24 protein-coding genes are annotated in these 24,551 nt (G+C 61.4%); 21 read left to right on the forward strand and 3 right to left on the reverse strand.

The genetic code is table 11. The features are described 5' to 3' along the window. The first annotated feature begins 185 nt into the window (after nt 1-185). The 4 genes from J3P93_RS07785 (at nt 186) to J3P93_RS07800 (ending at nt 3,354) form a co-directional block, all read left to right on the forward strand. Nucleotides 186-845: a transglutaminase-like domain-containing protein gene (locus J3P93_RS07785; protein WP_434596331.1), complete on the forward strand. Its 660-nt coding sequence runs from the start codon at nt 186-188 to the stop codon at nt 843-845. 43 nt (nt 846-888) lie between these two features. Beyond that, on the forward strand, nt 889-1,512 hold the full coding sequence (locus J3P93_RS07790) for a glutathione S-transferase family protein (protein WP_434596334.1): 624 nt from the start codon (nt 889-891) through the stop codon (nt 1,510-1,512). Nucleotides 1,513-1,645: 133 nt separating this feature from the next. After that, nucleotides 1,646-2,578, forward strand: coding sequence for an ABC transporter ATP-binding protein (locus J3P93_RS07795; protein WP_203419030.1), 933 nt, complete (start codon nt 1,646-1,648; stop codon nt 2,576-2,578). Next, the gene (locus tag J3P93_RS07800; protein ID WP_039760202.1) at nt 2,575-3,354 is read left to right on the forward strand and encodes an ABC transporter permease; all 780 of its coding nucleotides are present in this window, start codon (nt 2,575-2,577) and stop codon (nt 3,352-3,354) included. Before J3P93_RS07795 ends, J3P93_RS07800 begins: the two co-directional genes overlap by 4 nt. 840 nt (nt 3,355-4,194) lie before the next feature. Here the strand turns inward: J3P93_RS07800 and J3P93_RS07805 are convergent. Next, nucleotides 4,195-4,713: a DUF2062 domain-containing protein gene (locus J3P93_RS07805; RefSeq protein ID WP_394508455.1), complete on the reverse strand. Its 519-nt coding sequence runs from the start codon at nt 4,711-4,713 to the stop codon at nt 4,195-4,197. Nucleotides 4,714-4,849: 136 nt separating this feature from the next. On the opposite strand from J3P93_RS07805, the gene J3P93_RS07810 reads away from it, so the two are divergent. The 12 genes from J3P93_RS07810 to J3P93_RS07865 all read left to right on the forward strand — a co-directional run bounded on the left by J3P93_RS07810 (nt 4,850) and on the right by J3P93_RS07865 (nt 16,317). Next, nucleotides 4,850-7,084 carry a DNA internalization-related competence protein ComEC/Rec2 gene (locus J3P93_RS07810; RefSeq protein WP_434596337.1) on the forward strand — a complete coding sequence of 745 codons (2,235 nt, stop codon included), beginning with the start codon at nt 4,850-4,852 and terminating at the stop codon, nt 7,082-7,084. 101 nt (nt 7,085-7,185) lie between these two features. After that, complete coding sequence (locus J3P93_RS07815) at nt 7,186-7,821, forward strand: MotA/TolQ/ExbB proton channel family protein (RefSeq protein WP_167359904.1); 636 nt, start codon at nt 7,186-7,188, stop codon at nt 7,819-7,821. Continuing rightward, on the forward strand, nt 7,818-8,246 hold the full coding sequence (locus J3P93_RS07820) for an ExbD/TolR family protein (protein ID WP_090285229.1): 429 nt from the start codon (nt 7,818-7,820) through the stop codon (nt 8,244-8,246). The genes J3P93_RS07815 and J3P93_RS07820 overlap by 4 nt, the downstream gene beginning before the upstream one ends. Continuing rightward, nucleotides 8,246-9,256, forward strand: a complete 1,011-nt coding sequence (lpxK, locus tag J3P93_RS07825; RefSeq protein ID WP_434596340.1) for a tetraacyldisaccharide 4'-kinase — start codon at nt 8,246-8,248, stop codon at nt 9,254-9,256. The genes J3P93_RS07820 and lpxK overlap by 1 nt, the downstream gene beginning before the upstream one ends. Before the next feature lie 24 nt (nt 9,257-9,280). Next, nucleotides 9,281-9,466 carry a Trm112 family protein gene (locus J3P93_RS07830; protein ID WP_003179363.1) on the forward strand — a complete coding sequence of 62 codons (186 nt, stop codon included), beginning with the start codon at nt 9,281-9,283 and terminating at the stop codon, nt 9,464-9,466. Then, nucleotides 9,463-10,227 (forward strand): 3-deoxy-manno-octulosonate cytidylyltransferase, encoded by a 765-nt coding sequence (gene kdsB, locus J3P93_RS07835; protein ID WP_434596342.1) that lies wholly within the window; start codon nt 9,463-9,465, stop codon nt 10,225-10,227. Before J3P93_RS07830 ends, kdsB begins: the two co-directional genes overlap by 4 nt. Then, entirely contained in the window at nt 10,227-10,691 is a 465-nt protein-coding gene (locus J3P93_RS07840) for a low molecular weight protein-tyrosine-phosphatase (protein ID WP_093099392.1), read from the forward strand. The genes kdsB and J3P93_RS07840 overlap by 1 nt, the downstream gene beginning before the upstream one ends. After that, nucleotides 10,688-11,707, forward strand: a complete 1,020-nt coding sequence (gene murB / locus J3P93_RS07845) for a UDP-N-acetylmuramate dehydrogenase (protein ID WP_434596344.1) — start codon at nt 10,688-10,690, stop codon at nt 11,705-11,707. Before J3P93_RS07840 ends, murB begins: the two co-directional genes overlap by 4 nt. Nucleotides 11,708-11,955: 248 nt before the next feature. Beyond that, complete coding sequence (locus tag J3P93_RS07850) at nt 11,956-12,426, forward strand: (2Fe-2S)-binding protein (RefSeq protein ID WP_208940195.1); 471 nt, start codon at nt 11,956-11,958, stop codon at nt 12,424-12,426. After that, nucleotides 12,423-14,744: a molybdopterin cofactor-binding domain-containing protein gene (locus J3P93_RS07855; protein ID WP_434596347.1), complete on the forward strand. Its 2,322-nt coding sequence runs from the start codon at nt 12,423-12,425 to the stop codon at nt 14,742-14,744. The genes J3P93_RS07850 and J3P93_RS07855 overlap by 4 nt, the downstream gene beginning before the upstream one ends. Further along, nucleotides 14,744-15,724, forward strand: coding sequence for an XdhC family protein (locus J3P93_RS07860; RefSeq protein ID WP_434596349.1), 981 nt, complete (start codon nt 14,744-14,746; stop codon nt 15,722-15,724). Before J3P93_RS07855 ends, J3P93_RS07860 begins: the two co-directional genes overlap by 1 nt. After that, nucleotides 15,721-16,317, forward strand: coding sequence for a nucleotidyltransferase family protein (locus J3P93_RS07865; RefSeq protein ID WP_434596351.1), 597 nt, complete (start codon nt 15,721-15,723; stop codon nt 16,315-16,317). Before J3P93_RS07860 ends, J3P93_RS07865 begins: the two co-directional genes overlap by 4 nt. A 189-nt stretch (nt 16,318-16,506) precedes the next feature. Here the strand turns inward: J3P93_RS07865 and rne are convergent, their stop codons facing one another. Further along, the gene (gene rne / locus J3P93_RS07870; RefSeq protein ID WP_434596353.1) at nt 16,507-19,767 is read right to left on the reverse strand and encodes a ribonuclease E; all 3,261 of its coding nucleotides are present in this window, start codon (nt 19,765-19,767) and stop codon (nt 16,507-16,509) included. 700 nt (nt 19,768-20,467) lie between these two features. On the opposite strand from rne, the gene rluC reads away from it, so the two are divergent. The 3 genes from rluC to sppA are packed head-to-tail and all read left to right on the forward strand — an operon-like array spanning nt 20,468 to nt 23,091. After that, nucleotides 20,468-21,427 (forward strand): 23S rRNA pseudouridine(955/2504/2580) synthase RluC, encoded by a 960-nt coding sequence (rluC, locus tag J3P93_RS07875; RefSeq protein WP_090285209.1) that lies wholly within the window; start codon nt 20,468-20,470, stop codon nt 21,425-21,427. Next, a complete protein-coding gene (locus J3P93_RS07880) occupies nt 21,414-22,076 on the forward strand; it encodes an HAD-IA family hydrolase (protein WP_093099409.1) in 663 nt (220 codons plus the stop codon). Before rluC ends, J3P93_RS07880 begins: the two co-directional genes overlap by 14 nt. A 25-nt stretch (nt 22,077-22,101) precedes the next feature. Continuing rightward, the gene (sppA, locus tag J3P93_RS07885; RefSeq protein WP_093099410.1) at nt 22,102-23,091 is read left to right on the forward strand and encodes a signal peptide peptidase SppA; all 990 of its coding nucleotides are present in this window, start codon (nt 22,102-22,104) and stop codon (nt 23,089-23,091) included. A 51-nt stretch (nt 23,092-23,142) separates the two neighbouring features. Here the strand turns inward: sppA and J3P93_RS07890 are convergent, their stop codons facing one another. Further along, nucleotides 23,143-23,721 (reverse strand): Maf family protein, encoded by a 579-nt coding sequence (locus tag J3P93_RS07890; protein WP_434596356.1) that lies wholly within the window; start codon nt 23,719-23,721, stop codon nt 23,143-23,145. Between the two features lie 105 nt (nt 23,722-23,826). Here J3P93_RS07890 and J3P93_RS07895 point away from each other — a divergent pair, with 105 nt between their 5' ends. Further along, entirely contained in the window at nt 23,827-24,354 is a 528-nt protein-coding gene (locus tag J3P93_RS07895; protein WP_003204262.1) for a YceD family protein, read from the forward strand. 13 nt (nt 24,355-24,367) lie between these two features. Continuing rightward, complete coding sequence (gene rpmF, locus J3P93_RS07900; RefSeq protein WP_003179396.1) at nt 24,368-24,550, forward strand: 50S ribosomal protein L32; 183 nt, start codon at nt 24,368-24,370, stop codon at nt 24,548-24,550. Nucleotide 24,551 lies beyond the last annotated feature (1 nt).

The following is a 24,551-nucleotide window of genomic DNA, read 5'->3' on the forward strand; positions in this document are numbered from 1 at the left end:
GGGTGGTCAGACCAAGGTGATTGAAATCGTGGGAAACCCCGGATGGTTTTCGTAGGTTCGGTGGGCAACACGTGTGGGAAATCGTTCGCCGATCCCGCGGCTTTGCTTTCAGGTTTGGCCGAAACGTCGTTATCTCTGTGCTCAAGCTGTCGCTAGACTCGTGACTCAACCAGGAGATTGCCGTCATGCACGAGTATCTGAGCCCCGGCCGCTTCATCGATAGTGACCACCCGGCAGTGGTGGAGTTCGCCGAGCAGCATCGCGGCGCCAGCCAAGATCCGCGTGAGCAGGCAATCGGTCTTTATTACGCCGTGCGCGAAGCGGTGCGCTACAACCCCTACACGTTCAGCCGCGACCCGCAGACCTTGCGCGGCAGCCATGCATTGGCAACAGGCGAAAGCTATTGCGTGCCCAAAGCCACGCTGCTGGCGGGCTGCGCGAGACACTGCGGTATCCCCGCGCGCATCGGTCTGGCCGATGTGCGCAATCATCTGTCGACGCCGCGCCTGCTTGAGTTGCTGCGAAGCGACCGATTCGCCATGCACGGCTACACCGAGTTCTTTATTGATGGCCGCTGGGTCAAGGCGACGCCGGCGTTCAATCAGCAACTGTGTGAACTGTTCAACGTCGCGCCATTGGAATTCGATGGCATCAACGACAGCGTTTTTCACCCGTTCAACCGGGACGGCGCGCTGCTGATGGAGTACCTGGTCGATCACGGCCAGTTCAGCGATGTGCCGGAAGCGTTCTTCTTCGAGCATTTGCAAAAATGCTATCCGCACCTGTTTACCGATCAGCAACCGGCGTTGCTGGGTGACATGCTCAGTGATGTGAGCGCTCGCTGATCCGGCGTATGCTGGCCGTCCACGCATTTGCAAAGAGGCGGTCATGCTGAAGATCTGGGGACGGAAAAACTCATCGAATGTCAGGAAGGCATTGTGGGCGGCCGAGGAGCTGGGCCTGGCTTACCAGGCGATCGATGCCGGTGGCGCGTTCGGTGTGGTCGACACGCCTGAGTACCGCGCGATGAATCCGAATGGCCGGGTTCCGGTGATCGAAGACGACGGGCTGGTGCTCTGGGAATCCAACGCCATCGTCCGCTACCTGCTGGCCAGGCACGCGCCCGACAGCGCTTGGTATCCGGCGGATCCGCGCGCGCGCGCCACCGCTGACAAATGGATGGACTGGACCAGCTCGAGTTTTGCCGGGCCGTTTCGCACAGTGTTCTGGGGCGTCTTGCGCACGCCCGCCGAGAATCAGGACTGGGCGGCGATCAATGCCGCGATCAAAGAGTGCGACGAGTTGCTAAACATGGCTGACCATGCCCTGATCAGCCAGCCTTACCTTTCCGGCAATGACATCGGCATGGGCGATATCCCGCTCGGCAGCTTCATTTATGCCTGGTTCGAAATGCCCATCGAGCGCGCACCACATCCCCATCTGCAAGCCTGGTACGAGCGCCTGAAGCAGCGTCCGGCCTATCAGAAAGCGGTCATGACCGCGTTGACTTGATAATTACTATCGACACACTTGACTGTACTTGTGCGGCGGCGGCAAGCACCATTGCGAACTTGCGCCGCGGTTGTTTCCCTCGCCGCTCGCCCTTATTTATTCTTTTCTTCCCTTCATGGTGCGTAAATCCGATATGAGTTCCGCTCTGTCCATCCGGCAGCTAACCAAAACCTACGGCAACGGGTTCCAGGCCTTGAGTGGTATCGATCTGGACGTCGCCGAAGGTGACTTCTTCGCCTTGCTCGGCCCCAACGGCGCGGGCAAATCCACCACGATTGGCATTCTCTCGACCCTGGTCAACAAGACCAGCGGTACGGTGAACATCTTTGGCCATGACCTGGACAAGAACCCGGCCGCGCTCAAGCGCTCGATCGGTGTGGTGCCTCAGGAATTCAATTTCAACCAGTTCGAAAAGACGTTCGATATCGTCGTGACCCAGGCCGGTTATTACGGCATCCCGGCGAAAATCGCCAAGGAACGCGCCGAGCAGTACCTGACGCAACTGGGCCTGTGGGACAAGCGCGATGTGCCGTCGCGTTCGCTGTCCGGCGGTATGAAGCGGCGCTTGATGATCGCTCGCGCACTGGTACACGAGCCGCGCCTGCTGATCCTCGACGAGCCGACTGCCGGTGTCGACATCGAGTTGCGCCGGTCGATGTGGACCTTCCTCACCGAACTGAATCAGAAAGGCATCACCATCATCCTTACCACGCATTATCTGGAGGAGGCTGAGCAGTTGTGCCGCAACATCGGCATCATCGATCACGGCACGATTGTCGAGAACACCAGCATGCGCCAACTGCTCGGTCAGCTGCATGTGGAAACCTTCCTGCTCGATCTCAAGGGCGATCTGGCGGCCGCGCCGCAACTGGTCGGTTACCCGTCGCGACTGATCGATGCGCACACGCTGGAAGTGCAGGTCGACAAATCGATGGGCATTACTGCGCTGTTCGGCCAATTGGCTTTGCAGAACATCGAAGTGCTGAGCCTGCGTAACAAAACCAATCGCCTCGAGGAGCTGTTCGTGTCGCTGGTAGAAAAAAATCTGTCGAAGGTGGCGGTATGAGTTCTGAGTTCGGTCCCAACCTCGTCGCCCTGCAGACCATCGTTTACCGCGAGGTCAAACGCTTCATGCGGATCTGGCCGCAGACGCTGCTCCCGCCGGCGATCACCATGGTTCTGTACTTCGTGATCTTCGGTAACCTGATCGGTCGACAGATCGGTGACATGGGTGGCTTCACGTACATGGAGTACATCGTGCCGGGGCTGATCATGATGTCGGTGATCACCAACTCCTACGGCAACGTGGTTTCGAGTTTCTTCGGCAGCAAGTTCCAGCGCTCGATCGAAGAACTGATGGTCTCGCCGGTGTCACCGCACACCATTCTGATCGGCTTCACCATTGGTGGTGTATTGCGTGGTCTGGCGGTGGGTTTGATCGTGACGATTCTGTCGCTGTTCTTTACCGATCTGCAGGTGCATCACTTGGGTGTGACCATTTTGGTGGTGGTGCTGACGGCGACGATATTCTCGCTTTTGGGCTTCATCAATGCGGTGTTTGCGCGCAACTTCGATGATATTTCGATTATTCCGACGTTCGTGTTAACGCCGCTGACTTACCTGGGCGGGGTGTTTTATTCGATCACGCTGTTACCGCCGTTCTGGCAAACGGTGTCGCTGGCCAATCCGGTTTTGCACATGGTTAACGCCTTCCGCTACGGTATTTTGGGGGTGTCGGATATCCGGATCGGGATTGCGATCACGTTCATGCTGGTGGCGACGGTGGTGCTGTATCTGGGTTGTGCGCGGTTGCTGGTGAGTGGGCGGGGGATGCGAACTTGATCTGAGATTGGCTCCCACAGGGGCGGTGTCGCTCACAATTCCTGAGTACATCCGCTGTTAATGTGGGAGCTTGCCTGCAAGCGATGGCTGTCTTTCAGGCGGTGAGTTTCTGATTGTTGGGTGCATATCTGTTGCTGCGGTAACGGCTGCTTATGGTTTCGCCTGACGGCGACTCACTTTTTTTACAAACGCCTAAAAAAAGTAAGCAAAAAAACGCCTGCTCCTACGTTCGGCCCTCGCAAGCTCGGGTCCCTTCGCTGCGGGATCGATCCAGGCGCAGCGGCTACGGTTTGCTGCGCTGCACCTACTTCCGCTGTGTCTGGCTGCGCCAGACGGTCGCTGCGCTCCCACGCCCGGATCGATCCCTCCGCTCAGCCTTCCGACGTCGCCGGTGACGCAAGATCAAGAGCACTCGAGCTGGCGCTCATTGTTGAGTGGTTAGAAGCGCCGCATGGCTTGGGATTTTCGATGGATTTGCCCCTCATCGGAACGCCGCCCGCCCAGCCCTCTACCGAGGGAGAGGGAGCCGATTTTGGTTGGCTTCGAGACTTGCATTCAACTCGTTATTTCCTGTTGACGTAGCTTTCACATTCAACACGGTCAGTCCCCTCTCCCTCCGGGAGAGGGCTAGGCGGGCGGCGTTCCGATGAGGGGCTTTTGATTTGCAGCCTGAGTCAAGCATTTGCCTGTACCACCGCCATCGCCAGCAAGCTCCCACGGGTCGACCGCATCCCAACTAAAAGAATGCGATCAAAATGAGCGGACCTTGCCTGCAAGCGATGGCACCACCCCAAACACTGCAATAAAAAACGGCCTCCCACTGCGGAGGCCGTTTTGCGTTCATTTCTGCCGGCTTTTCTTGCGCCGTGCCCATTGCCGGGCGACCCACCAACGCCAATACATCATCACAACGCAGTAGGCGAGGGCGCCAAGCACCAGCCCGACCACCACCGATCCGAGCAGAAACGGTTGCCACAAGGTCGACAGTTCGCCGCTGATCCATTCCCAGGACAGCTCGTCGGGCAGATGCCGTGCGGGTACGTCCATCAACCATGCTCCGGCCTGATAGGTGCAGAAGAACACCGCGGGCATGGTGATCGGGTTGGTCAACCAGACCAGGCTGACGGCGATCGGCATGTTGCCGCGTACGCTGATCGCCAGGGCGGCGGCCACCAGCATTTGCGCCGGAATGGGCAGGAATGCGGCGAACAGGCCAACCGCCATCGCTCGGGCCACCGAGTGGCGGTTGAGGTGCCAGAGGTTCGGGTCATGCAGCAACTTGCCGAGAAAGCGTAAGGATTTGTGTTCCCTGATGCTCGTCGGGTCGGGCATGTAACGTTTGAATAAGCGCCGGGGCATAAGGCTTCTCGGTCGGTTAAGGCGGCAAGTATGTCTGGATTCTACGAACCGCCCATTCAGACTTTGTGACAATTATTGACGGCGCGGGTGCCCGACACCCGCTATGCCTAAGTACGGGACTCTCAAGGACGGGCTTATGCGCACAGGGATGATGGCGCTGGCAGTCGGTCTGCTGGCCGCGGTTTTTATGCCGGCGTTACCGCCGGTCTGGTTGATGCTGTTGCTGCCAGTGGTGGCGTTGATGCTGCTGCCGTTTCGCAGTTATCCGCTGGCGTTTGTGCTGTTCGGGTTCGCCTGGGCCTGCATCGCTGCGCAATGGGCACTGGATGATCGTCTGGCGCCGAAGCTCGATGGCGAAACCCGTTGGCTCGAAGGGCACGTGGTGGGTCTGCCGCAAAACAGCGAGGGCGTGGTGCGCTTCGAGTTGGCTGAGGCGCGGTCGCGGCACGAAAAACTGCCGGCGCGGATGCGTCTGGCCTGGTACGCCGGGCCAGCGGTCAGCAGCGGCGAACGATGGCGTCTGGCGGTGAAGCTCAAGCGCCCGGGTGGCTTGCGCAATCCCGATGCCTTCGATTTCGAGGCCTGGCTGCTGGCGCAACGCATCGGCGCGACTGGCACGATCAAGGATGGTCAACGCCTGAGCGAGGCGCGCTGGGCCTGGCGTGACAGCATTCGGCAGCGCTTGCTGGCGGTGGATGCGCAAGGCCGCAACGGCGCGTTGGCCGCGCTGGTGCTGGGCGACGGTTCCGGGCTGAGTCGCGAGGATTGGCAGATCCTGCAGGACACCGGCACCGTGCACTTACTGGTGATTTCCGGCCAGCATATTGGTCTGCTGGCGGCGGTGATGTACCTGCTCGTCGCCGGGCTGGCGCGGTATGGGTTGTGGCCGCTGCGCTGGCCCTGGCTGCCATGGGCTTGTGGCCTGGCCTTTGCGGCGGCGCTGGGTTATGGCCTGCTCGCCGGGTTCGATGTGCCGGTGCAGCGGGCCTGTGTGATGGTCGGGCTGGTGCTGTTATGGCGTCTGCGCTTTCGCCATCTCGGGGCGTGGTGGCCGCTGTTGCTCGCGTTCAACGGGGTGTTGTTGCTCGACCCGCTGGCGAGTTTGCGTCCGGGGTTCTGGCTGTCGTTCGCGGCAGTGGCGGTGTTGATCTTTACCTTCGGTGGTCGTCTCGGTGCCTGGCGCTGGTGGCAGACCTGGACGCGGGCGCAATGGTTGATCGCGATCGGCCTGTGCCCGGCGCTGCTGGCGCTGAATCTGCCGATCAGCGTGAGCGGGCCGTTGGCCAATCTGCTCGCTGTGCCCTGGGTCAGTTTGGTGGTGCTGCCGCCAGCGTTGCTCGGGACGTTATTGTTGCCGGTGCCGTATGTCGGCGAAGGCTTGCTGTGGCTGGCGGGTGGCTTGATCGATTGGCTGTTTCGCGGGCTCGCGATAATTGCCGGGCAATGGCCGGCGTGGATTCCCGCCTCGCTACCCGTCGGGGTCTGGCTGCTCGGCAGCCTCGGCGCGGTGCTGCTGTTGTTGCCGCGCGGGGTGCCGCTGCGTCCGCTGGGCTGGCCGCTGCTGTTATTGCTGGCACTGCCGCCGCGCGAGCGACTGACGGAAGGCATCGCCGATGTCTGGCAGCTGGACGTGGGTCAAGGTCTGGCGATCCTGATCCGCACGCGGCATCACACGCTGCTGTACGACGCCGGACCGCGCTTTGGTGAGTTTGATATTGGCGAACGGGTGGTAGTGCCCGCGTTGCGCAAGCTGCGCGTGGAAAAACTCGACATCATGTTGCTGAGCCACGCCGACGCCGATCACGCCGGGGGGGCGCTGGCAGTCTCCCGTGGTTTGCCGATCGATCGCGTGATCAGTGGTGACCCCGAGGGGCTACCGCAACAGTTGAACGCCGCGGCCTGTGAATCCGGTCGACAATGGCAGTGGGACGGGGTCATTTTTCAGCTCTGGCAATGGACGGACGCCCGCGACAGCAATCAGCGCTCTTGCGTGTTGCAGATCGAGGCCAACGGCGAGCGTCTGTTGTTGACCGGTGATATCGACAGCCACGCCGAACGGGTCTTGCTCGACGGGCCGCTGGCGGTGCCGACGCCATGGCTGCAAGCGCCCCATCACGGCAGCCGCAGCTCATCGTCGATGGCGCTGCTCAAGGCACTGCAACCGCACTCGGTACTGATCTCTCGCGGCCACGGCAATTCTTTCGGTCATCCGCATCCGACGGTACTGGCGCGTTACCGCAAACAGCGGCTGCGTATCTACGACAGCGCCGAACACGGCGCCATTCATTTGCAATTGGGCACCTTCCAGCCTGCGCAAATCCTGCGTCACCAGCGACGCTTCTGGCGGGATCCGCCGGCACTGTCCCGCTGATCGGCGCGTGGGCGGCTGTGGCATTACGGTCGTCGGGGCGGCGGGTCTTAATCGGCAATCGGTATGGTAAAGTGGCGCACTTTTTCGAGGGGACTGTCACTGTGTGGGAATTGGTCAAATCCGGCGGCTGGATGATGTTGCCGATCATTCTGAGTTCCATCGCGGCCATGGCGATTGTCGCCGAGCGCCTGTGGACCCTGCGCGCCAGCCGCGTTACCCCCGAGCATCTGCTGGGCCAGGTCTGGGTCTGGATCAAGGACAAACAGCTCAACAAGGAAAAACTCAAGGAGTTGCGCGCCAACTCGCCGCTGGGTGAAATCCTCGCTGCTGGCCTGGCCAATTCCAAGCATGGTCGCGAGATCATGAAAGAGTGCATCGAAGAGGCTGCCGCTCGCGTTATTCATGAGCTGGAGCGCTACATAAATGCACTCGGCACCATCGCCGCGATGGCGCCGCTGCTCGGTCTGCTCGGCACCGTGCTGGGCATGATCGACATTTTCAGCGCATTCACCGGTACCGGCATGACCACCAATGCCTCGGTCCTCGCCGGCGGTATTTCCAAAGCGCTGATCACCACGGCGGCGGGCCTGATGGTCGGTATTCCGGCGGTGTTCTTCCACCGTTTCCTGCAACGCCGCATCGATGAACTGGTGGTTGGCATGGAGCAGGAAGCAATCAAACTGGTGGAAGTGGTGCAGGGCGACCGTGACGTCGACCTGGCCGAGGGCAAAGCGTGAAATTCCGTCGCAAGCCCCGGGAAACCGTGGACATCAACCTCGCGTCGCTGATCGACGTGGTGTTCATCCTGTTGCTGTTTTTTGTGGTGACCACCACGTTCACCCGCGAAACCCAGCTGCGCGTCGACCTGCCGGAAGCGGTCAGCGGATCGCCGGCCGAGGACCAGCAGGTCAAGCAACTGGATATCGCGATCAGCGCCGAGGGTGTGTTTTCGGTGAACAACAAGGTCCTGCCGAAAAACGATCTGGCGACCCTGATGGACGCCATGCAGAAAGAAGCCAACGGCGACACCAGCATGCCGTTGTCGATCAGTGCTGACGGCAAGGCCCAGCACCAATCCGTGATCACCGCTATGGACGCGGCCGGCAAGCTCGGTTTCAGCCATCTGCGCATGACCACGGTCGAGGCGGCGCCCAAATCCTGATGAGCCTGTCCGATCGCTTGCTTGCTGCGTGGTATGCGGGGCACCCGGCCCTGACGCTGTTGCGGCCGCTGGAAATGCTCTACCGCCGGGTGGTGGTCAACAAGCGTCAGCGCTTTCTCGACGGTGAGGGCGAGATCTACCAGCCGCCGGTGCCGCTGATTGTGGTCGGCAATATCACCGTGGGGGGGACCGGCAAGACGCCGATGATTCTCTGGCTTATAGAACACTGCCGCCAGCGCGGTTTGCGCGTCGGTGTGGTGAGTCGTGGTTACGGGGCCAAGCCGGCGCAACTGCCGTGGCGCGTCGAGGCCGACCAAACGGCTGATATTGCCGGCGATGAACCGCTGCTGATCGTCCAGCGCACCGGCGTGCCGCTGATGATCGATCCCGATCGCAGCGCCGCCGTCAAAGCCTTGCTCGCCAGCGAACCGCTGGACCTGATCCTCTCCGACGACGGCATGCAGCATTACCGCTTGGGTCGCGATCTGGAGCTGGTGCTGATTGACGCGGCACGTGGCCTTGGCAATAAACGCTGCCTGCCGGCGGGCCCCTTGCGCGAGCCGGTCGAGCGCCTGCAAAGCGTCGACGGCGTGCTGTTCAACGGCGCCAGCGAGGATCGCCAAGACGGTTTCGCCTTTCGCTTGCAGCCCACCGCACTGATCAACCTGCGCAGCGGCGAGCGCCAGCCGCTCGAACATTTTGCGCCCGGTCAGGCGCTGCATGCGGTGGCCGGGATCGGCAATCCGCAACGTTTCTTCAATACGCTCGAAGCGCTAGACTGGCGCGCAATCCCCCATGCATTTGCCGACCACGCCGAGTACAGCGTGCAGGCCTTGAATTTCACCCCGTCATTGCCGTTGGTAATGACCGAAAAGGACGCGGTGAAGTGCCGCGCCTTTGCTGCTGCCGACTGGTGGTATCTGGCAGTCGATGCGTTGCCGTCACCGGCCTTCGTGGCCTGGTTCGACACGCAACTGATGCGCCTGCTGCCCGATCGGCTATTGCCTTGACTGTTTATTTATCTGGGAATGCTCATGGACACCAAATTGCTCGACATCCTCGCCTGCCCTGTGTGCAAAGGTCCGCTCAAGCTCAGCGCTGACAAGACCGAACTGATCAGCAAGGGCGCTGGCCTCGCGTACCCGATCCGCGACGGCATCCCGGTGATGCTGGAAAGCGAAGCCCGCACCCTGACCACCGACGAGCGTCTGGATAAATGAGCACTGCCTTCACCGTTGTGATTCCCTCGCGCTATGCCTCGACGCGTCTGCCGGGTAAACCGCTGCTGGATATTGCCGGCAAGCCGATGATCCAGCACGTCTGGGAGCAGGCGAGCAAAAGCAGCGCGACCCGGGTGGTGGTGGCGACTGACGATGCGCGCATCGTCGAGGCCTGCAAAGGCTTTGGCGCCGAAGTGGTGCTGACCCGTGAGGATCACAACTCCGGCACTGATCGTCTGGCCGAAGTCGCCGCGAAGCTGGGCCTTGAGCCCGATGCGATCGTGGTCAACGTGCAGGGCGACGAGCCGCTGATTCCGCCCAGCGTGATTGATCAGGTCGCGGCCAACCTTGCCGCCCACACCGAAGCGCGCATGGCCACTCTGGCCGAGCCGATCGAAGACGTGGAAACCCTGTTCAACCCGAACGTGGTCAAGGTCGCCAGCGACATCAACGGCCTGGCGCTGACCTTCAGTCGCGCCACCTTGCCGTGGGCCCGCGATGCGTTCGCCAAAAGCCGCGAGCAACTGCCTGAAGGCGTGCCGTACCGTCGCCACATCGGCATCTACGCCTACCGCGCCGGGTTCCTCCAGGACTTCGTCCACTGGGGCCCGTGCTGGCTGGAAAACACCGAATCCCTCGAGCAATTGCGTGCCCTTTGGCATGGCGTGCGCATTCACGTCGCCGACGCGCTGATTGCGCCGCCAACCGGTGTCGACACCGTCGAAGACCTTGAGCGCGTTCGTCGCCTGCTGGGGGCCTGATGCGGGTTCTGTTCGTGTGCCTGGGCAATATTTGTCGTTCGCCCACCGCTGAAGGAGTCTTGCGTCACAAACTGCGTGCAGCGGGGCTGGCGGATCAGGTCGAAGTGGCCTCTGCCGGCACCGGTGACTGGCACGTTGGCAACCCGCCAGACAAGCGCAGCCAGGCCGCGGCGAAAGTGCGCGGCTACGACTTGTCGCTGCAACGCGCGCAGCAAGTCAGCCGCGCCGACTTCGCCAGTTACGACCTGATTCTGGCCATGGACAACAGCAACCTGCGCAACCTCAAGGCGTTGCAGCCGGCCACCGGCAAGGCCGAGCTGGATCTGTTCCTGCGCCGCTATGCCGGGCTGGTCGACGAAGTGCCCGATCCGTATTACGACGGCGATCAGGGCTTCGAGCAGGTGCTGGATCTGATCGAAGCAGCCTGTGACCAACTGCTGATCGAAGTGAAGGGGCGCTTATGAGTTTGCCGGTGCAAGCGCAGGTTTCCCTGAAACCGTTCAACAGTTTTGGCGTCGACGTGCGCGCGCAACTGTTCGCCGAAGCCCACAGCGACGACGATGTCCGTCAAGCGCTGGCCTTTGCCACGGCGCACGATGTGCCGTTGCTGGTGATCGGCGGTGGCAGCAACTTGCTGCTGACCGCGGATATTGCGGCGCTGGTCCTGCGCATGGCAACGCGTGGAATCCGCGTGCTCAGCGATGACGGCAGCCGCGTGGTCATCGAGGCTGAGGCGGGCGAGCCGTGGCATCACTTTGTACTGCATACGCTGGCGCTGGGTTTTTCCGGTCTGGAAAACCTCAGCCTGATTCCCGGCACGGTCGGCGCGGCGCCGATGCAAAACATCGGTGCCTACGGCGTTGAAATCAAGGACGTGTTCGCCGGCCTCACTGCGCTGGATCGGCAGACCGGCGAGCTACGCGATTTCAGCCTCGAAGAATGCAACTTCGCTTATCGCGACAGCCTGTTCAAGCAGCAGCCGGGACGCTGGCTGATTCTGCGCGTGCGCTTCAAGCTTGAGCGCGGCGCGCAGCTGCATCTGGAATACGGCCCGGTGCGCCAGCGCCTGTCCGAGCAGGGCATCGAGCAGCCAACACCGAGCGATGTCAGTCGGGCTATCTGCAGCATCCGCAGCGAAAAACTGCCTGATCCTGCGGTGCTCGGCAATGCTGGCAGCTTCTTCAAGAATCCGCTGGTATCCGCTGCGCAAGTCGCGCAGATCAAGCAGCAACATCCGGACGTCGTGGCGTATGCGCAGGCAGACGGGCAGATGAAGCTTGCCGCTGGCTGGCTGATCGAACGCGCCGGCTGGAAAGGCTTTCGCGACGGGGATGCCGGCGTGCACACCTTGCAGGCGCTGGTGCTGGTCAACCATGGCTCGGCCACCGGCCAGCAGCTTTACGCGCTGGCGCAACGCATTCAGAAAGACATTGCCGAGCGGTTCAATGTCGAGCTGGAAATGGAGCCCAATCGGTATTGAGGCTACGCTTGTCGAAGTACCTTCCGAAGCCCTGCACCGGTTAAAAAGTGCAGGGCTTTTTTGTTAATGCTGGGTTAACTTAGTCAGCTAACGATACCAACCATTTGCTCCACCAAAGGCCCGGTGCAGACGTTCTGCTCAGCACAAGAGAGCCTGATTAGCCTGAGTCGATCTGCGCGAACCCACCGCTGATTTTCCGGCGGCAGATTGCTCGACCCGATAACCACGAAAAATATGCGGGCGTGCCCATGATTACCCTGAAACTCAACGGTCAAGACCATTCCCTCGACGTCACCGAAGACATGCCGCTGCTCTGGGCGATTCGCGATGTCGCCGGTTACAACGGCACCAAGTTCGGCTGCGGCATGGGCCTGTGCGGCGCGTGTACCATTCACATCGACGGCGCCCCCGCGCGCAGTTGCATCACCCCGATCGGCTCGGTGATCGGGCAGAACGTCACCACCATCGATAACCTGCACGCCGACCCGATCGGCAAAGTCGTCCAGCAAGCCTGGCTCGACAGCGCAGTGGCGCAATGTGGTTACTGCCAGGGCGGGCAGATCATGTCGGCGACGGCATTGCTCAAGACCAATCCGAACCCGAGCGATGCGCAAATCGAAGAAGCCATGGTTGGCAATATTTGCCGCTGCGGCACGTACAACCGGATCAAGACTGCGATCCGCCAGGCCTCCACTCACCTGAAGGAGGCCAAGGCATGAGCCGCCTGCCGAACGATTTCGCCCTGAGCAACCTCAGTCGCCGTGGTTTTCTCAAAGGTGTCGGCGCCACCGGTGCGCTGGTGCTGGCCGCGAGTTGGGGCTGGCAGGACGCGCTGGCCGAAGACAAGCCCAAGCAGTTTGGCGCCGACGGCATGCCCAACGGCTGGATCGACGATCCGAAAGTCTATGTGAGCATTGCCGCCGACGGCACCGTCACCGTGGTCTGCAACCGTTCTGAAATGGGCCAGGGCGTGCGCACCAGTCTGACGATGGTCGTCGCCGATGAACTGGACGCCGACTGGGCGCGGGTCAAGGTGCAGCAGGCGCCAGGTGATGAAGTGCGTTTCGGCAACCAGGACACCGACGGCTCACGCAGCATGCGTCATTGGTACGAGCCGATGCGCCGTTGCGGCGCGGCCGCGCGGACCATGCTCGAGCAGGCCGCGGCGGCGCAGTGGAAAGTGCCGGTCGGTGAATGCCACGCGCAACTGCACAAAGTCATCCACAAACCGTCCGGCCGTGAACTGGGCTATGGCGAACTGGCCGCAGCTGCCAGTGCGTTGGCCGTACCAGCGCGCGACAGCCTGCGCCTCAAGCAGCCGGCGGAATTTCGCTATATCGGCAAGGAAGGCAATAAAGCCATCGACGGTGACGACATCGTCAACGGGCGTGCGGTCTACGGTGCCGACGTGCACTTCGACGGCATGCTCTACGCCACCATTGCGCGCCCGGCGGTGTACGGCGGCAAGGTCAAGTCGCTGGATGGCAGCGCCGCGCTGAAGGTGCCGGGCGTACTCAAAGTGATCCAGATCGAACCTCGCCCGTTGCCATCGGAATTTCAGCCATTGGGTGGCGTGGCTGTGGTCGCCAGCAATACCTGGGCGGCGATCAAGGGTCGCGAAGCGCTGAAGATCGAGTGGGACGACGGCCCGAACGCCAGTTATGACTCGATCGCCTATCGCAAGGAACTGGAAGCGGCGTCGCTGAAGCCCGGCAAAGTGGTGCGCAACACCGGCGATATCGACAAGGCGTTGAGCGGCGCGGCCAGCACCCTGGAAGCGTCTTATTACCTGCCGCATCTGGCGCAGGCACCGATGGAACCGATGGTCGCCATTGCGCGTTTCGACAAGGGCGTCTGCGAAGCCTGGGCGCCGAGTCAGGCGCCGCAAGTGACCCGCGAGCGCATCGCCGAACGTCTTGGCGTGCCGTTCGACAACGTTACCTTCAATGTCACTTTGCTCGGCGGCGGTTTCGGTCGCAAGTCGAAGCCGGACTTCGTCGTTGAAGCGGCGATCCTCGCCAAGGAGTTTCCGGGCAAGGCTGTGCGCGTGCAGTGGACGCGCGAAGACGACATCCACAACTCGTATTTCCATACCGTGTCGGCCGAATACCTCAAGGCCGGCGTTGGCAAGGATGGCATGCCCTCTGGCTGGTTGCACCGCACCGTGGCGCCGAGCATCACCGCATTGTTCGCCCCGGACATGAACCATGAAGCCGCTTTCGAGTTGGGCATGGGCTTCACCAACATGGCTTACGCGATTCCCAACGTGCGTCTGGAAAACCCCGAAGCCAAGGTGCACACGCGGGTGGGCTGGTATCGCTCGGTGTCGAACATTCCCCATGGTTTCGCGATTCAGAGTTTCGTCGGCGAGCTGGCGCACAAGGCCGGCGAAGATCCGCTTGAATATCAGATCAAACTGCTCGGCGCCGATCGCCAGATCGACCCGCGCACCTTGAGCGAAGAGTGGAACTACGGCGAGTCCCCCGAGCGCTATCCGATCGACACCGGGCGCATGCGCACCGTGCTGGAAACCGCAGCGAAGGCAGCCGGTTGGGGACGCAAGTTGCCCAAGGGCCGCGGTCTCGGCCTGGCGGTGCACTACAGCTTCGTCACTTATGTGGCGGCGGTGATCGAAGTCGAGGTCAAGGACGACGGCACGCTGATCGTGCACAAGGCCGACATTGCGGTGGATTGCGGACCGCAGATCAACCCCGAGCGCATCCGCTCGCAGTTCGAAGGCGCCTGCGTGATGGGCCTGGGCAACGCGGTGCTGGGTGAAATCAGCTTCAAGGACGGCAAGGTCCAGCAGGACAACTTTCATATGTATGAAGTGGCGCGCATGTCGCTGGCGCCGAAAGAAGTCGCCGTGCATCTGGTCACGCCGCCGGGCGATGTGCCGTTGGGCGGCGTCGGCGAGCCAGGCGTGCCGCCGATTGCGCCGGCCTTGTGCAATGCGATCTTCGCCGCCACCGGCAAACGCATCCGCAACTTGCCAGTGCGTTATCAGTTGCAGGATTGGCAGAAGGCGCAGGCGTAATGGACAGCGTCGATCTGAATGTCCTGCGCAGCGTCCTTGAATGGCGCCGCGCCGGGCAGCGGGTAGTGTTGTTCAGCGTGGTGCAGACCTGGGGCACCGCGCCCCGGTCGCCCGGTGCCATGCTCGCCTTGCGCGAGGATGGCGTGGTGATCGGTTCGGTGTCGGGCGGTTGCGTCGAGGACGACCTGATTGCCCGCCTGCACGACGGCCGCATCGCCAGCGCTGGCCCGCCGGTGCAATTAATTACCTACGGCGTGACGCGCGAGGAGGCGGCGCGTTTCGGTTTGCCCTGTGGCGGCACCCTGCGCCTGACCGAGGAGCGCGTTGGCGATCCGGCGTGGGTCGAAGAACTGCTCGCCCGTTGCGAAGATCACCAGATCGTCGCCCGTGAACTGAACATCGAAACCGGCGAAGTGGCGCTGGCGCCCGCCAGTAAAAGCGACTCGCTGGTGTTCGATGGCAAGACCTTGCGCGCCATTTACGGCCCGCGCTGGCGTCTGCTGCTGATCGGCGCCGGGCAGTTGTCACGTTACGTAGCGGACATGGCGCGGCTGCTGGATTTCGAGGTGTTGATTTGCGATCCGCGCACCGAGTTTGTCTATGGCTGGGAAGAGCAGCACGGGCGGTTTGTGCCTGGCATGCCGGACGACGCGGTGTTGAGCATTCAAACCGATGAACGCACCGCGATTGTTGCGCTGACCCATGATCCGCGTCTGGATGACATGGCGCTGCTGACGGCGCTGGATTCGCCGGCGTTTTACGTCGGCGCGCTGGGCTCGCGGGTCAACAGTCAGAAACGCCGCGAGAATCTGGCTCAGCTAGGCTTGTCGCGAGCGGCCATTGATCGTTTGCACGGGCCGATCGGTCTGCACATCGGCAGTCACTCGCCGGCCGAGATTGCGTTGTCGCTGCTTGCCGAGATCGTCGCGATCAAGAATGGCGTGGAGTTGAAGCAGAAGAAACCGCTGGAGGGTGCATGAGCCGATCCATCGCAGTGATTGTGTTGGCAGCAGGCGAGGGCAGCCGCTTTCGTCAGGCGGCGGGGGCTGACAAGGATAAATTGCTGGCTGACTGCACCGGGCGCGATGGTGCGGTGCGCTCGGTGATCGAGCAGGTACTGGTGAACTTGCCGGCCGGTCTTGATAAGCGTGTGCTGGTAACCACTGAAGCGCGACCGCAGGCGATGCGCATGGCGCAGGCTTACGGCTGTGACGTTGTATCGATCGAGTCGACGGGAATGGGCAACAGCATTGCCGCGGGTGTCGCTGCGAGTGCCGATGCGGATGGCTGGTTGATCGTACTTGGGGATATGCCGTTTATCCTGCCGTCGAGTATCGAGCGAGTGGTGGCGGCGATGGCTGATGACGCGGTGAGCGTGCCGGTGCTGGGTGGCGAGTTTGGCCATCCGGTGGGGTTTGGGCGTGCGTTGGGTCCGGCGCTGTCCGGTTTGTCCGGTGATCGGGGCGCAAGGCCGGTGTTTGGGCAGGGCAGGGTGGTTGAGGTGGTGGTGGATGACCCTGGCGTGCTGTGGGATGTCGACGTGCCTGAGGCGCTGGTCTTCACACATTCCTGATTCATGCATGGATCCCTTGTAGAGTGAGCTTGCTCGCGATAGCGGTGGTTCAGCTAAATGTTTGTTGACTGACACTCCGCTATCGCGAGCAGGCTCACTCCTACAGGGAACGGGTACAGGCATAAATCAAAGGCATAAAAAAGCCCCGCCAGGCTTACACCAGGCGGGGCTTTTTAACGGCTTGGAGAATTACACGAGAGGTTTCGGCTCGTGCTCTTTTTCCTCGGCCTCTTCGCGTTGCTCGACCGCGTCCTGTACGGAACGCGGTGCCTCGGCGATCACCGCTTCAACCGATGCTTCTTCGGCAACCGGGGCAGGGGCTGCCTCGGTCACTTCGGTAGCAGCGGCGGGCTCGGCAACCACAGGCGCTGCAGCGGCGGCCAACTCGGCTTCCTTCTGCAGACGCTCGGCTTCACGCTTGCGACGACGTACTTCACGCGGATCGTTCGGTGCGCGACCGTTTGGTGTCAGGGCGCTGACCGGAGCCGGTGCTTCAACCACCGGGGCTGGCGCTTCGACGACGGCAGGGGCCTCGACAACCGGCGCTTCAACCACTGGCGCCGGGGCCGGCTCGGCGGCCGCGACGACTGGCTCGGAAACCATCGCCTCTGCAACTTCTGCTTCAGCGATTGGCGCTGGCGCTTCGGTTTTCGCAGGCTCGGCAGTCCAGTTGAAGGCAGTCTGCTCTTCGCGCACTTCACGCACGCTTTCGGTCACGGATTCAGCGACGGTTTCAGCAACCGGCTCTGCAACCACCTGCGGCGCTTCAGCGACAACGGCTGGCTCGGCAACCACTTCTTCAGCCTGCGGCTGAGATTCCTGAACCGGTGCCACTTCGATTTCCGGAGCAGCAGTCACTTCCACCGGGGTGTTGGCTTCGACAACCGGCGCTTCGACTGGAGCAGTTTCCAGTGTGGCAGCGGTGGCGCGTTCGGCTTGCTCGTGCGCCTGTGCTTCGGCCGGAGCGCTGATCGCGCTGCTGGCAACGACAGCGGTGACGGCCAGGCCGGCAGCCAGATCGGCAGTGCTCGGGGCTTCAGCGTTTTCGCCGGATTCGGACTCTTCCGAACCTTCGATCACGTTGCCGTTGGCATCACGCTGACGCTCACGACGGTTGCTGCGACGACGCTGACCGCGCGAGCGACGACGTGGACGATCGCCTTCGGCGCCATCCTGACCGTCTTCCGGCAGTTGCTCTTCGTTGCTGATCACTTCTTCTTCCGCGACGGCAGCAGCGGCCTGTTCGGCGCGCGGCTGACGCTCTTCACGCGGCGGACGCGGGGCGCGTTCTTCACGTGGCTGGCGGGCCGGACGCTCTTCAGCGGTGACGGCGGCGGCAGCGGCTACCGCTGGAGCGGCGTCCAGTGGCTCACGCAGTTCACGTACGCGTTCTTCACGCTCGCCGCGAGGCTTGCGGTCTTCACGCGGCGCACGCGGAGCACGTTCTTCACGCGGTGCACGTGGCGCGCGCTCTTCTCGGGCGGCCGGCGCTTCGCTGCGGGCTTCGCGAGGCTCGCGTACTTCACGGGCTTCACGTGGCTGACGCTCTTCACGCGGCTCGCGTGGGGCGCGTTCTTCACGCGGAGCACGTTCTTCGCGCGGCTTGCGTTCTTCATCGCGACGACCGTTACGGTTGCGGCTCTGCTGACGACCGTTGCGACGCTCTTCGTTGCGCGCCGGACGTTCGGCAGCCGGTTTTTCCACGGCGACCGGAGCGGCAGGCTCTTCCTTGGTAGCGAACAGGCTGACCAGCGATTTCACCAGACCCTTGAACAGGCTTGGCTCTGGCGCGGCAACCGGGGCCGGAGCAGGGGCAGCTGGAGCGACTTCGGTCGGCACCGGCGCATTGGCGCGGGCCGGGGCAGTCTTGACCGCGGCTTCCTGGCGAACCAGGGTACGGGTCGCAGCGGCTGGCTGGACTTCTTCGACTTCGGCAGCGGCGGCAGCGATTTCGTAGCTGGACTGGTTGGTCGCGGCTTCCGGGCTGTCGTCACGCAGACGCTGGACTTCGAAGTGCGGCGTTTCCAGGTGATCGTTCGGCAGAATGACGATACGGGCACGGGTGCGCAGTTCGATCTTGGTGATCGAGTTGCGTTTTTCGTTGAGCAGGAACGCAGCGACCGGGATCGGCACCTGGGCGCGAACTTCGGCGGTGCGGTCTTTCAGGGCTTCTTCTTCGATCAGGCGCAGGATCGCCAGCGACAGCGATTCAACGTCACGGATGATGCCGGTGCCGTTGCAACGCGGGCAGACGATGCCGCTGCTTTCGCCCAACGATGGACGCAGGCGCTGACGGGACATTTCCAGCAGGCCGAAGCGCGAGATGCGGCCGATCTGCACGCGGGCACGGTCGGCTTCCAGGCATTCGCGGACTTTCTCTTCCACGGCGCGCTGGTTCTTGGCCGGGGTCATGTCGATGAAGTCGATGACGATCAGGCCGCCGATGTCGCGCAGGCGCAACTGACGGGCGATTTCTTCGGCGGCTTCAAGGTTGGTCTGCAGCGCGGTTTCTTCGATGTCGCTGCCTTTGGTGGCGCGTGCCGAGTTGATGTCGATGGACACCAGGGCTTCGGTCGGATCGATGACGATGGAGCCGCCGGAAGGCAGTTCGACGACGCGCTGGAAGGCGGTCTCGATCTGGCTTTCGATCTGGAAACGGTTGAACAGCGGGACGCTGTCCTCGTACAGCTTGATCTTGCTGGCGTACTGCGGCATCACCTGGCGGATGAAGGTCAGGGCTTCGTCCTGGGCTTCAACGCTGTCGATCAGCACTTCGCCGATGTCCTGGCGCAGGTAGTCGCGGATGGCGCGGATGATCACGTTGCTTTCCTGATAGATCAGGAACGGCGCGGAGCGATCCAGCGAGGCTTCTTTGATGGCGGTCCACAGTTGCAGCAGGTAATCGAGGTCCCACTGCATTTCTTCGCTGCTGCGGCCAAGGCCTGCAGTGCGCACGATCAGACCCATGTCGGCCGGAGCAACCAGGCCGTTCAGCGCTTCACGCAGTTCGTTGCGCTCTTCGCCTTCGATTCGACGGGAGATGCCGCCGGCACGTGGATTGTTCGGCATCAGCACGAGGTAACGGCCGGCCAGGCTGATGAAAGTGGTCAGGGCTGCGCCCTTGTTGCCACGTTCTTCTTTTTCGACCTGAACGATGACTTCCTGGCCTTCGCTCAGGACGTCCTTGATGTTGACGCGGCCTTCGGGGGCTTTCTTGAAGTATTCGCGGGAGATTTCTTTGAGGGGCAGGAAGCCGTGGCGCTCGGAGCCGAAATCGACAAAGGCAGCCTCAAGGCTCGGTTCGATGCGAGTGATGCGGCCTTTATAGATATTGGCCTTCTTCTGCTCGCGTGCACCGGATTCGATGTCCAGGTCGTAGAGGCGCTGGCCATCTACCAGTGCAACACGCAACTCTTCGGGTTGAGTTGCGTTAATCAGCATTCTTTTCATGTAGTACCGTCGGTTTCCGGGCTGCCGGAAACGGCGTTCGGCACACACGACTTCTCACGGTCGGTGTCAGGTGCGTCGGGAGTGGTTGGCCATTCCCGTGTCCAGCGATGTCAGGCCAATTGGGCCGATACCGCGACGTACGCGTCCTGCTTGCTGTGGCTACTTAAGCACTCAGTCAGGAGGAGGAATCAACCAGCGGCTGTGGACGAGATGAAGCGTCTTGATAAAAGCTTGTTGCTACACAGTCCGGCGGTTGTGCATCTCCACCCTACACGTATCCCTGATAATTCGGGTGCTGCCGCGCGCAGAATCCGCAGCGGGTTGGCATTTACCGTGAGCTCCGAAAGGGGAGGTCACGCATCATGGCTAATTCAGGCGATGTTTCCGAAGCGCTCGCTCGGGGTCATTCGCAGCTGACTGCACTTTGTGAACTGGCCTCGAATATTTGCCTGCCGGGCGATTGGAAACGCTGCTCGGCGGTGTGATTCAGGCCTCATGTCACCTGCGCTTGTTACAACTGCAAACTCCACCGTTACGTAGCGAAAGCCCCGTAGGACGGCCTCGCGCCCTGGTGAATTGCGTTGGTCAGGGCCGGTTTTAGACCGTGATTCCTCTGTCCAGGCCGCTTTTGGCGGCGTTCGCGACTATAGCAGCAATGATTAAGTGCTTCAATTCCATAAAAATTGTTATCATCCGCGGCATGACAACTACTGCCCCTTCGACTCCAGGCGTTCAACTGCTTGAAGTCTCGCCGGAGTATGCCGGCCAACGAATCGACAATTTCCTCCTCGCCCGGCTCAAAGGCGTGCCCAAGACCTTGATTTACCGCATTTTGCGCAAAGGCGAAGTGCGTGTGAACAAAGGCCGGATCAAGCCCGAATACAAGCTGCAGGCCGGCGATATCGTGCGCGTGCCGCCGGTGCGCGTGCCTGAGCGCGACGAGCCGGTGCCGCTGGCCCAGGGGCTGCTGCAGCGTCTCGAGGCTTCGATCGTATACGAAGACAAGGCGCTGATCGTGATCAACAAGCCCGCAGGCATTGCCGTTCACGGTGGCAGCGGCTTGAATTTCGGCGTGATCGAAGCCTTTCGTCAGTTGCGTCCCGACGCGAAAGAGCTGGAGCTGGTTCACCGTCTCGACCGCGACACGTCCGGCCTGCTGATGATTGCCAAGAAGCGCAGCATGCTGCGTCACCTGCATGAAAAGCTGCGCGGCGACGGCGTCGACAAGCGCTACATGGCGCTGGTTCGCGGTAACTGGGCCACTTCGATCAAGCAGGTCAGCGCGCCGTTGCTCAAGAGCAATCTGCGTTCCGGCGAGCGCATGGTCGAAGTCAACGACGAAGGCAAAGAAGCCCTGACCGTGTTCAAGGTGCTGCGCCGCTTCGGTGATTTCGCAACCATGGTCGAGGCCAAGCCGGTCACCGGTCGTACGCACCAGATTCGCGTGCATACCTTGCACGCCGGGCATTGCATTGCCGGCGACAGCAAGTACGGCGACGACGACTTCACCAGGGAAATTCGCGATCTGGGCGGCAAACGCCTGTTCCTGCACGCCTACATGCTGACCGTGCCGCTGCCCGATGGCGGCAAGCTGACCTTGCAGGCCCCGGTCGATGAAATGTGGGCCAAGACTGTGGAGCGCCTGAGTGCAGCACCCTGATTACAAACTGTTGATTTTCGACTGGGACGGCACGCTGGCCGATTCGATTCACCGGATTGTCGAGGCCATGCATTCGGCATCCGGGCGTTCCGGCTTCGAGCTGCGCGATGATTTCGCGGTCAAGGGCATTATCGGTCTGGGTTTGCCAGAGGCGATTCGCACCTTGTACCCGGAAATCAGCGATGCCGAAATGACCGCGTTTCGCGAGTACTACGCCGATCACTACATCGCTGCCGAAGCCGTGCCTTCGCCGCTGTTCGAAGGTGTCATCGAATCGATGGCGTCGTTTCGCGAGCAGGGTTATCACCTGGCGGTAGCGACCGGCAAGAACCGCCGCGGGCTCGATCGCGTGCTCAAGGCCAATGGCTGGGAAGATTATTTCGATATCACCCGCGCTGCCGATGAAACCGCCAGCAAACCGCACCCTCTGATGTTGGAGCAGATCCTCGCTCATTGCGGTGTGCGGGCTGAGCAGGCGCTGATGGTGGGGGATTCGTCCTTCGATCTGTTGATGGCGCGCAACGCGGGGATGGGCTCGGTTGCGGTCAGTTATGGCGCGCAGTCGATCGAATCGCTGCAACAGTTCGAGCCGTTGCTGTCGATCGACCGTTTTTCTGAATTGCATGCCTGGCTGGGTCAGCAGGCCTAATACGTTTTTTGCTGGGGTAGATGGCATGACCGATGAATGGAAAGCACCGGCCAAGGCAAGTGCCGACGACGGTGACGCAAAAAGCTGGAAGCTGTTGGAAAAAACCTTGCTGGCCGGCGTTCAGGAGCAGCGTCGCTCACGGCGCTGGGGGATCTTCTTCAAGCTGCTGACGTTTGTTTATCTGTTTGTTGCGCTGCTGCTGTTCACGCCGCTGATGGACATGGAAAAAAGCGCCACGCGGGGCCCGAACTACACTGCGCTGATCGAAATTGACGGGGTGATTGCGGACAAAGAGCCGGCAAGTGCCGACAACATCGTCGGCAGCCTGCGTGCGGCGTTCGAAGACAAGAAGGTCAAAGGCGTCATCCTGCGCATCAACAGTCCTGGCGGCAGTCCGGTGCAGTCGGGTTATGTCTATGACGAAATCAAGCGCCTGCGTGGTCTTCATCCTGAGATCAAGTTGTATGCGGTGATTTCCGATCTCGGTGCGTCCGGTGCCTACTACATCGCCAGCGCGGCCGATCAGATCTACGCCGACAAGGCCAGTCTGGTCGGTTCGATTGGTGTGACGGCCGCCGGTTACGGTTTTGTCGGCACCATGGAAAAGCTCGGCGTCGAACGTCGCACCTACACCTCGGGCGAGCACAAGGCGTTTCTTGATCCGTTCCAGCCGCAGAAGCCTGAAGAAACAGCGTTCTGGCAGAGTGTGCTGGACACCACGCACAAGCAGTTCATCAACAGCGTCAAGCAAGGTCGCGGCGATCGTTTGAAGGATAAAGAGCATCCAGAGCTGTTCTCCGGACTGGTCTGGTCAGGCGAGCAGGCGTTGCCGCTGGGTCTGATCGATGGTCTGGGCAGTGCCAGTTCGGTGGCACGAGACGTGATTGGCGAGAAGGAGTTGGTGGACTTCACGGTCCAGGAATCGCCGTTCGACCGCTTCTCGAAAAAGCTCGGCGCCAGTGTGGCCGAGCAGTTGGCGATGTGGATGGGTTTCCACGGGCCGTCGTTGCGATAAGCCTTCGCTGTATAAAAAAACCGGCCTTTGAATGGCCGGTTTTTTTCTGGGTCAGGGAATCTGTACGCCTTCGGCCAGCAGCATGTCGATCAGGCGAATCAGCGGCAGGCCGATCAGGCTGGTGGCGTCCGGGCCTTCGGTGGACTGGAACAAGCTGACGCCGAGACCTTCGGCCTTGAAGCTGCCGGCGCAGTCGTAAGGCTGCTCGATGCGCAGATAGCGCTCGATGCGCGCCGGGTCGAGTTGGCGCATGTGTACGGTAAATGGCACGCAGTCGACCTGGCAGTGGCCGGTCTGGCTGTTGAGCAGGGCCAGGCCGGTCAGGAAGGTCACGCTCGCGCCGCTGGCCACCATCAATTGCTCGCGGGCCTTTTCGAAGGTGTGGGGTTTGCCGATGATCTGCTCGCCAAGGACGGCCACCTGGTCCGAGCCGATAATCAGATGGTCCGTATGGCTGTCGGCCAGTGCTCGGGCTTTTTCCTCGGCGAGGCGTTTGACCAGTTCGATGGCTCGCTCGCCCGGGCGGTGACTTTCGTCGATATCCGGCGAGCTGCAGACGAACGGCAAGTGCAGGCGAGCGAGCAATTCGCGTCGATAGGGCGAGCTTGAAGCAAGTAATAAAGGCAGCATGGGCGTCTCCTCAGGCAGGTGCGGATTCTAGCGGAGGCACGCAAGTGACGGACAGGGCACAATTTCCTTTGACATGGGTGGGGGCATCCCTATAATGCTGCGCCTATGTTGAATGACCCGATTCCACCTCACGTTGACCCGCGCAAATTGGCTGACCGTGGCACCACCCTTCAAGGTGAACTGCTGCTGGCCGATTTGAAGAGACTCTGCGACCCGCTTTCCGACGATGTCGGTACGGTGCAGGCCAAATTCGTTTTTGAACGAGATGAACGTAAATCTGTGGTGATCCACAGCTTTATCGACACCGAAGTCAAAATGGTTTGCCAGCGTTGTCTTGAGCTGGTCACCCTGCCGATCCACAGCGAATGCAGTTACGCCGTGGTGAAGGAGGGTGCGAATACCCAGTCGTTGCCGAAAGGTTATGACGTGCTGGAACTGGGCGAAGATCCATTGGATCTGCAGTCACTGATCGAGGAGGAGCTTCTGCTCGCCTTGCCCATTGTGCCTGCTCATCATCCGGAAGAATGCCAGCAGCCGGCGGGAGCAGATGAGCCCGAACCGAGCGAGGACGAGGTAACGCGGTCCAACCCGTTCAGTGTATTGGCGCAGTTAAAGCGTGACCCAAACGTTTAGGAGTTAATCAATTATGGCTGTTCAGCAGAACAAAAAATCCCGCTCTGCCCGTGACATGCGCCGTTCGCACGACGCTCTCGAGGCTAGCACCCTGTCTGTAGAAAAAACCACTGGTGAAGTTCACCTGCGTCACCACGTATCGCCAGAAGGCGTATACCGTGGTCGTAAAGTGATCGACAAGGGCGCTGACGAGTAAT

The sequence above is a fragment of the Pseudomonas sp. R3-57 genome, assembly GCF_051132065.1.
Classification (GTDB): domain Bacteria; phylum Pseudomonadota; class Gammaproteobacteria; order Pseudomonadales; family Pseudomonadaceae; genus Aquipseudomonas.

Coding starts and splice junctions, on each gene's coding strand:
- J3P93_RS07895 (WP_003204262.1), top strand. CDS start 23,827: ATGTTGAATGACCCGATTCCACCTCACGTTGACCCGCGCAAATTGGCT.
- J3P93_RS07790 (WP_434596334.1), top strand. CDS start 889: ATGCTGAAGATCTGGGGACGGAAAAACTCATCGAATGTCAGGAAGGCA.
- J3P93_RS07865 (WP_434596351.1), top strand. CDS start 15,721: ATGAGCCGATCCATCGCAGTGATTGTGTTGGCAGCAGGCGAGGGCAGC.
- sppA (WP_093099410.1), top strand. CDS start 22,102: ATGACCGATGAATGGAAAGCACCGGCCAAGGCAAGTGCCGACGACGGT.
- J3P93_RS07785 (WP_434596331.1), top strand. CDS start 186: ATGCACGAGTATCTGAGCCCCGGCCGCTTCATCGATAGTGACCACCCG.
- J3P93_RS07810 (WP_434596337.1), top strand. CDS start 4,850: ATGCGCACAGGGATGATGGCGCTGGCAGTCGGTCTGCTGGCCGCGGTT.
- J3P93_RS07795 (WP_203419030.1), top strand. CDS start 1,646: ATGAGTTCCGCTCTGTCCATCCGGCAGCTAACCAAAACCTACGGCAAC.
- J3P93_RS07805 (WP_394508455.1), bottom strand. CDS start 4,713: ATGCCCCGGCGCTTATTCAAACGTTACATGCCCGACCCGACGAGCATC.
- lpxK (WP_434596340.1), top strand. CDS start 8,246: ATGAGCCTGTCCGATCGCTTGCTTGCTGCGTGGTATGCGGGGCACCCG.
- J3P93_RS07840 (WP_093099392.1), top strand. CDS start 10,227: ATGCGGGTTCTGTTCGTGTGCCTGGGCAATATTTGTCGTTCGCCCACC.
- rluC (WP_090285209.1), top strand. CDS start 20,468: ATGACAACTACTGCCCCTTCGACTCCAGGCGTTCAACTGCTTGAAGTC.
- J3P93_RS07855 (WP_434596347.1), top strand. CDS start 12,423: ATGAGCCGCCTGCCGAACGATTTCGCCCTGAGCAACCTCAGTCGCCGT.
- J3P93_RS07860 (WP_434596349.1), top strand. CDS start 14,744: ATGGACAGCGTCGATCTGAATGTCCTGCGCAGCGTCCTTGAATGGCGC.
- J3P93_RS07890 (WP_434596356.1), bottom strand. CDS start 23,721: ATGCTGCCTTTATTACTTGCTTCAAGCTCGCCCTATCGACGCGAATTG.
- rne (WP_434596353.1), bottom strand. CDS start 19,767: ATGAAAAGAATGCTGATTAACGCAACTCAACCCGAAGAGTTGCGTGTT.
- J3P93_RS07800 (WP_039760202.1), top strand. CDS start 2,575: ATGAGTTCTGAGTTCGGTCCCAACCTCGTCGCCCTGCAGACCATCGTT.
- J3P93_RS07850 (WP_208940195.1), top strand. CDS start 11,956: ATGATTACCCTGAAACTCAACGGTCAAGACCATTCCCTCGACGTCACC.
- J3P93_RS07830 (WP_003179363.1), top strand. CDS start 9,281: ATGGACACCAAATTGCTCGACATCCTCGCCTGCCCTGTGTGCAAAGGT.
- murB (WP_434596344.1), top strand. CDS start 10,688: ATGAGTTTGCCGGTGCAAGCGCAGGTTTCCCTGAAACCGTTCAACAGT.
- kdsB (WP_434596342.1), top strand. CDS start 9,463: ATGAGCACTGCCTTCACCGTTGTGATTCCCTCGCGCTATGCCTCGACG.
- rpmF (WP_003179396.1), top strand. CDS start 24,368: ATGGCTGTTCAGCAGAACAAAAAATCCCGCTCTGCCCGTGACATGCGC.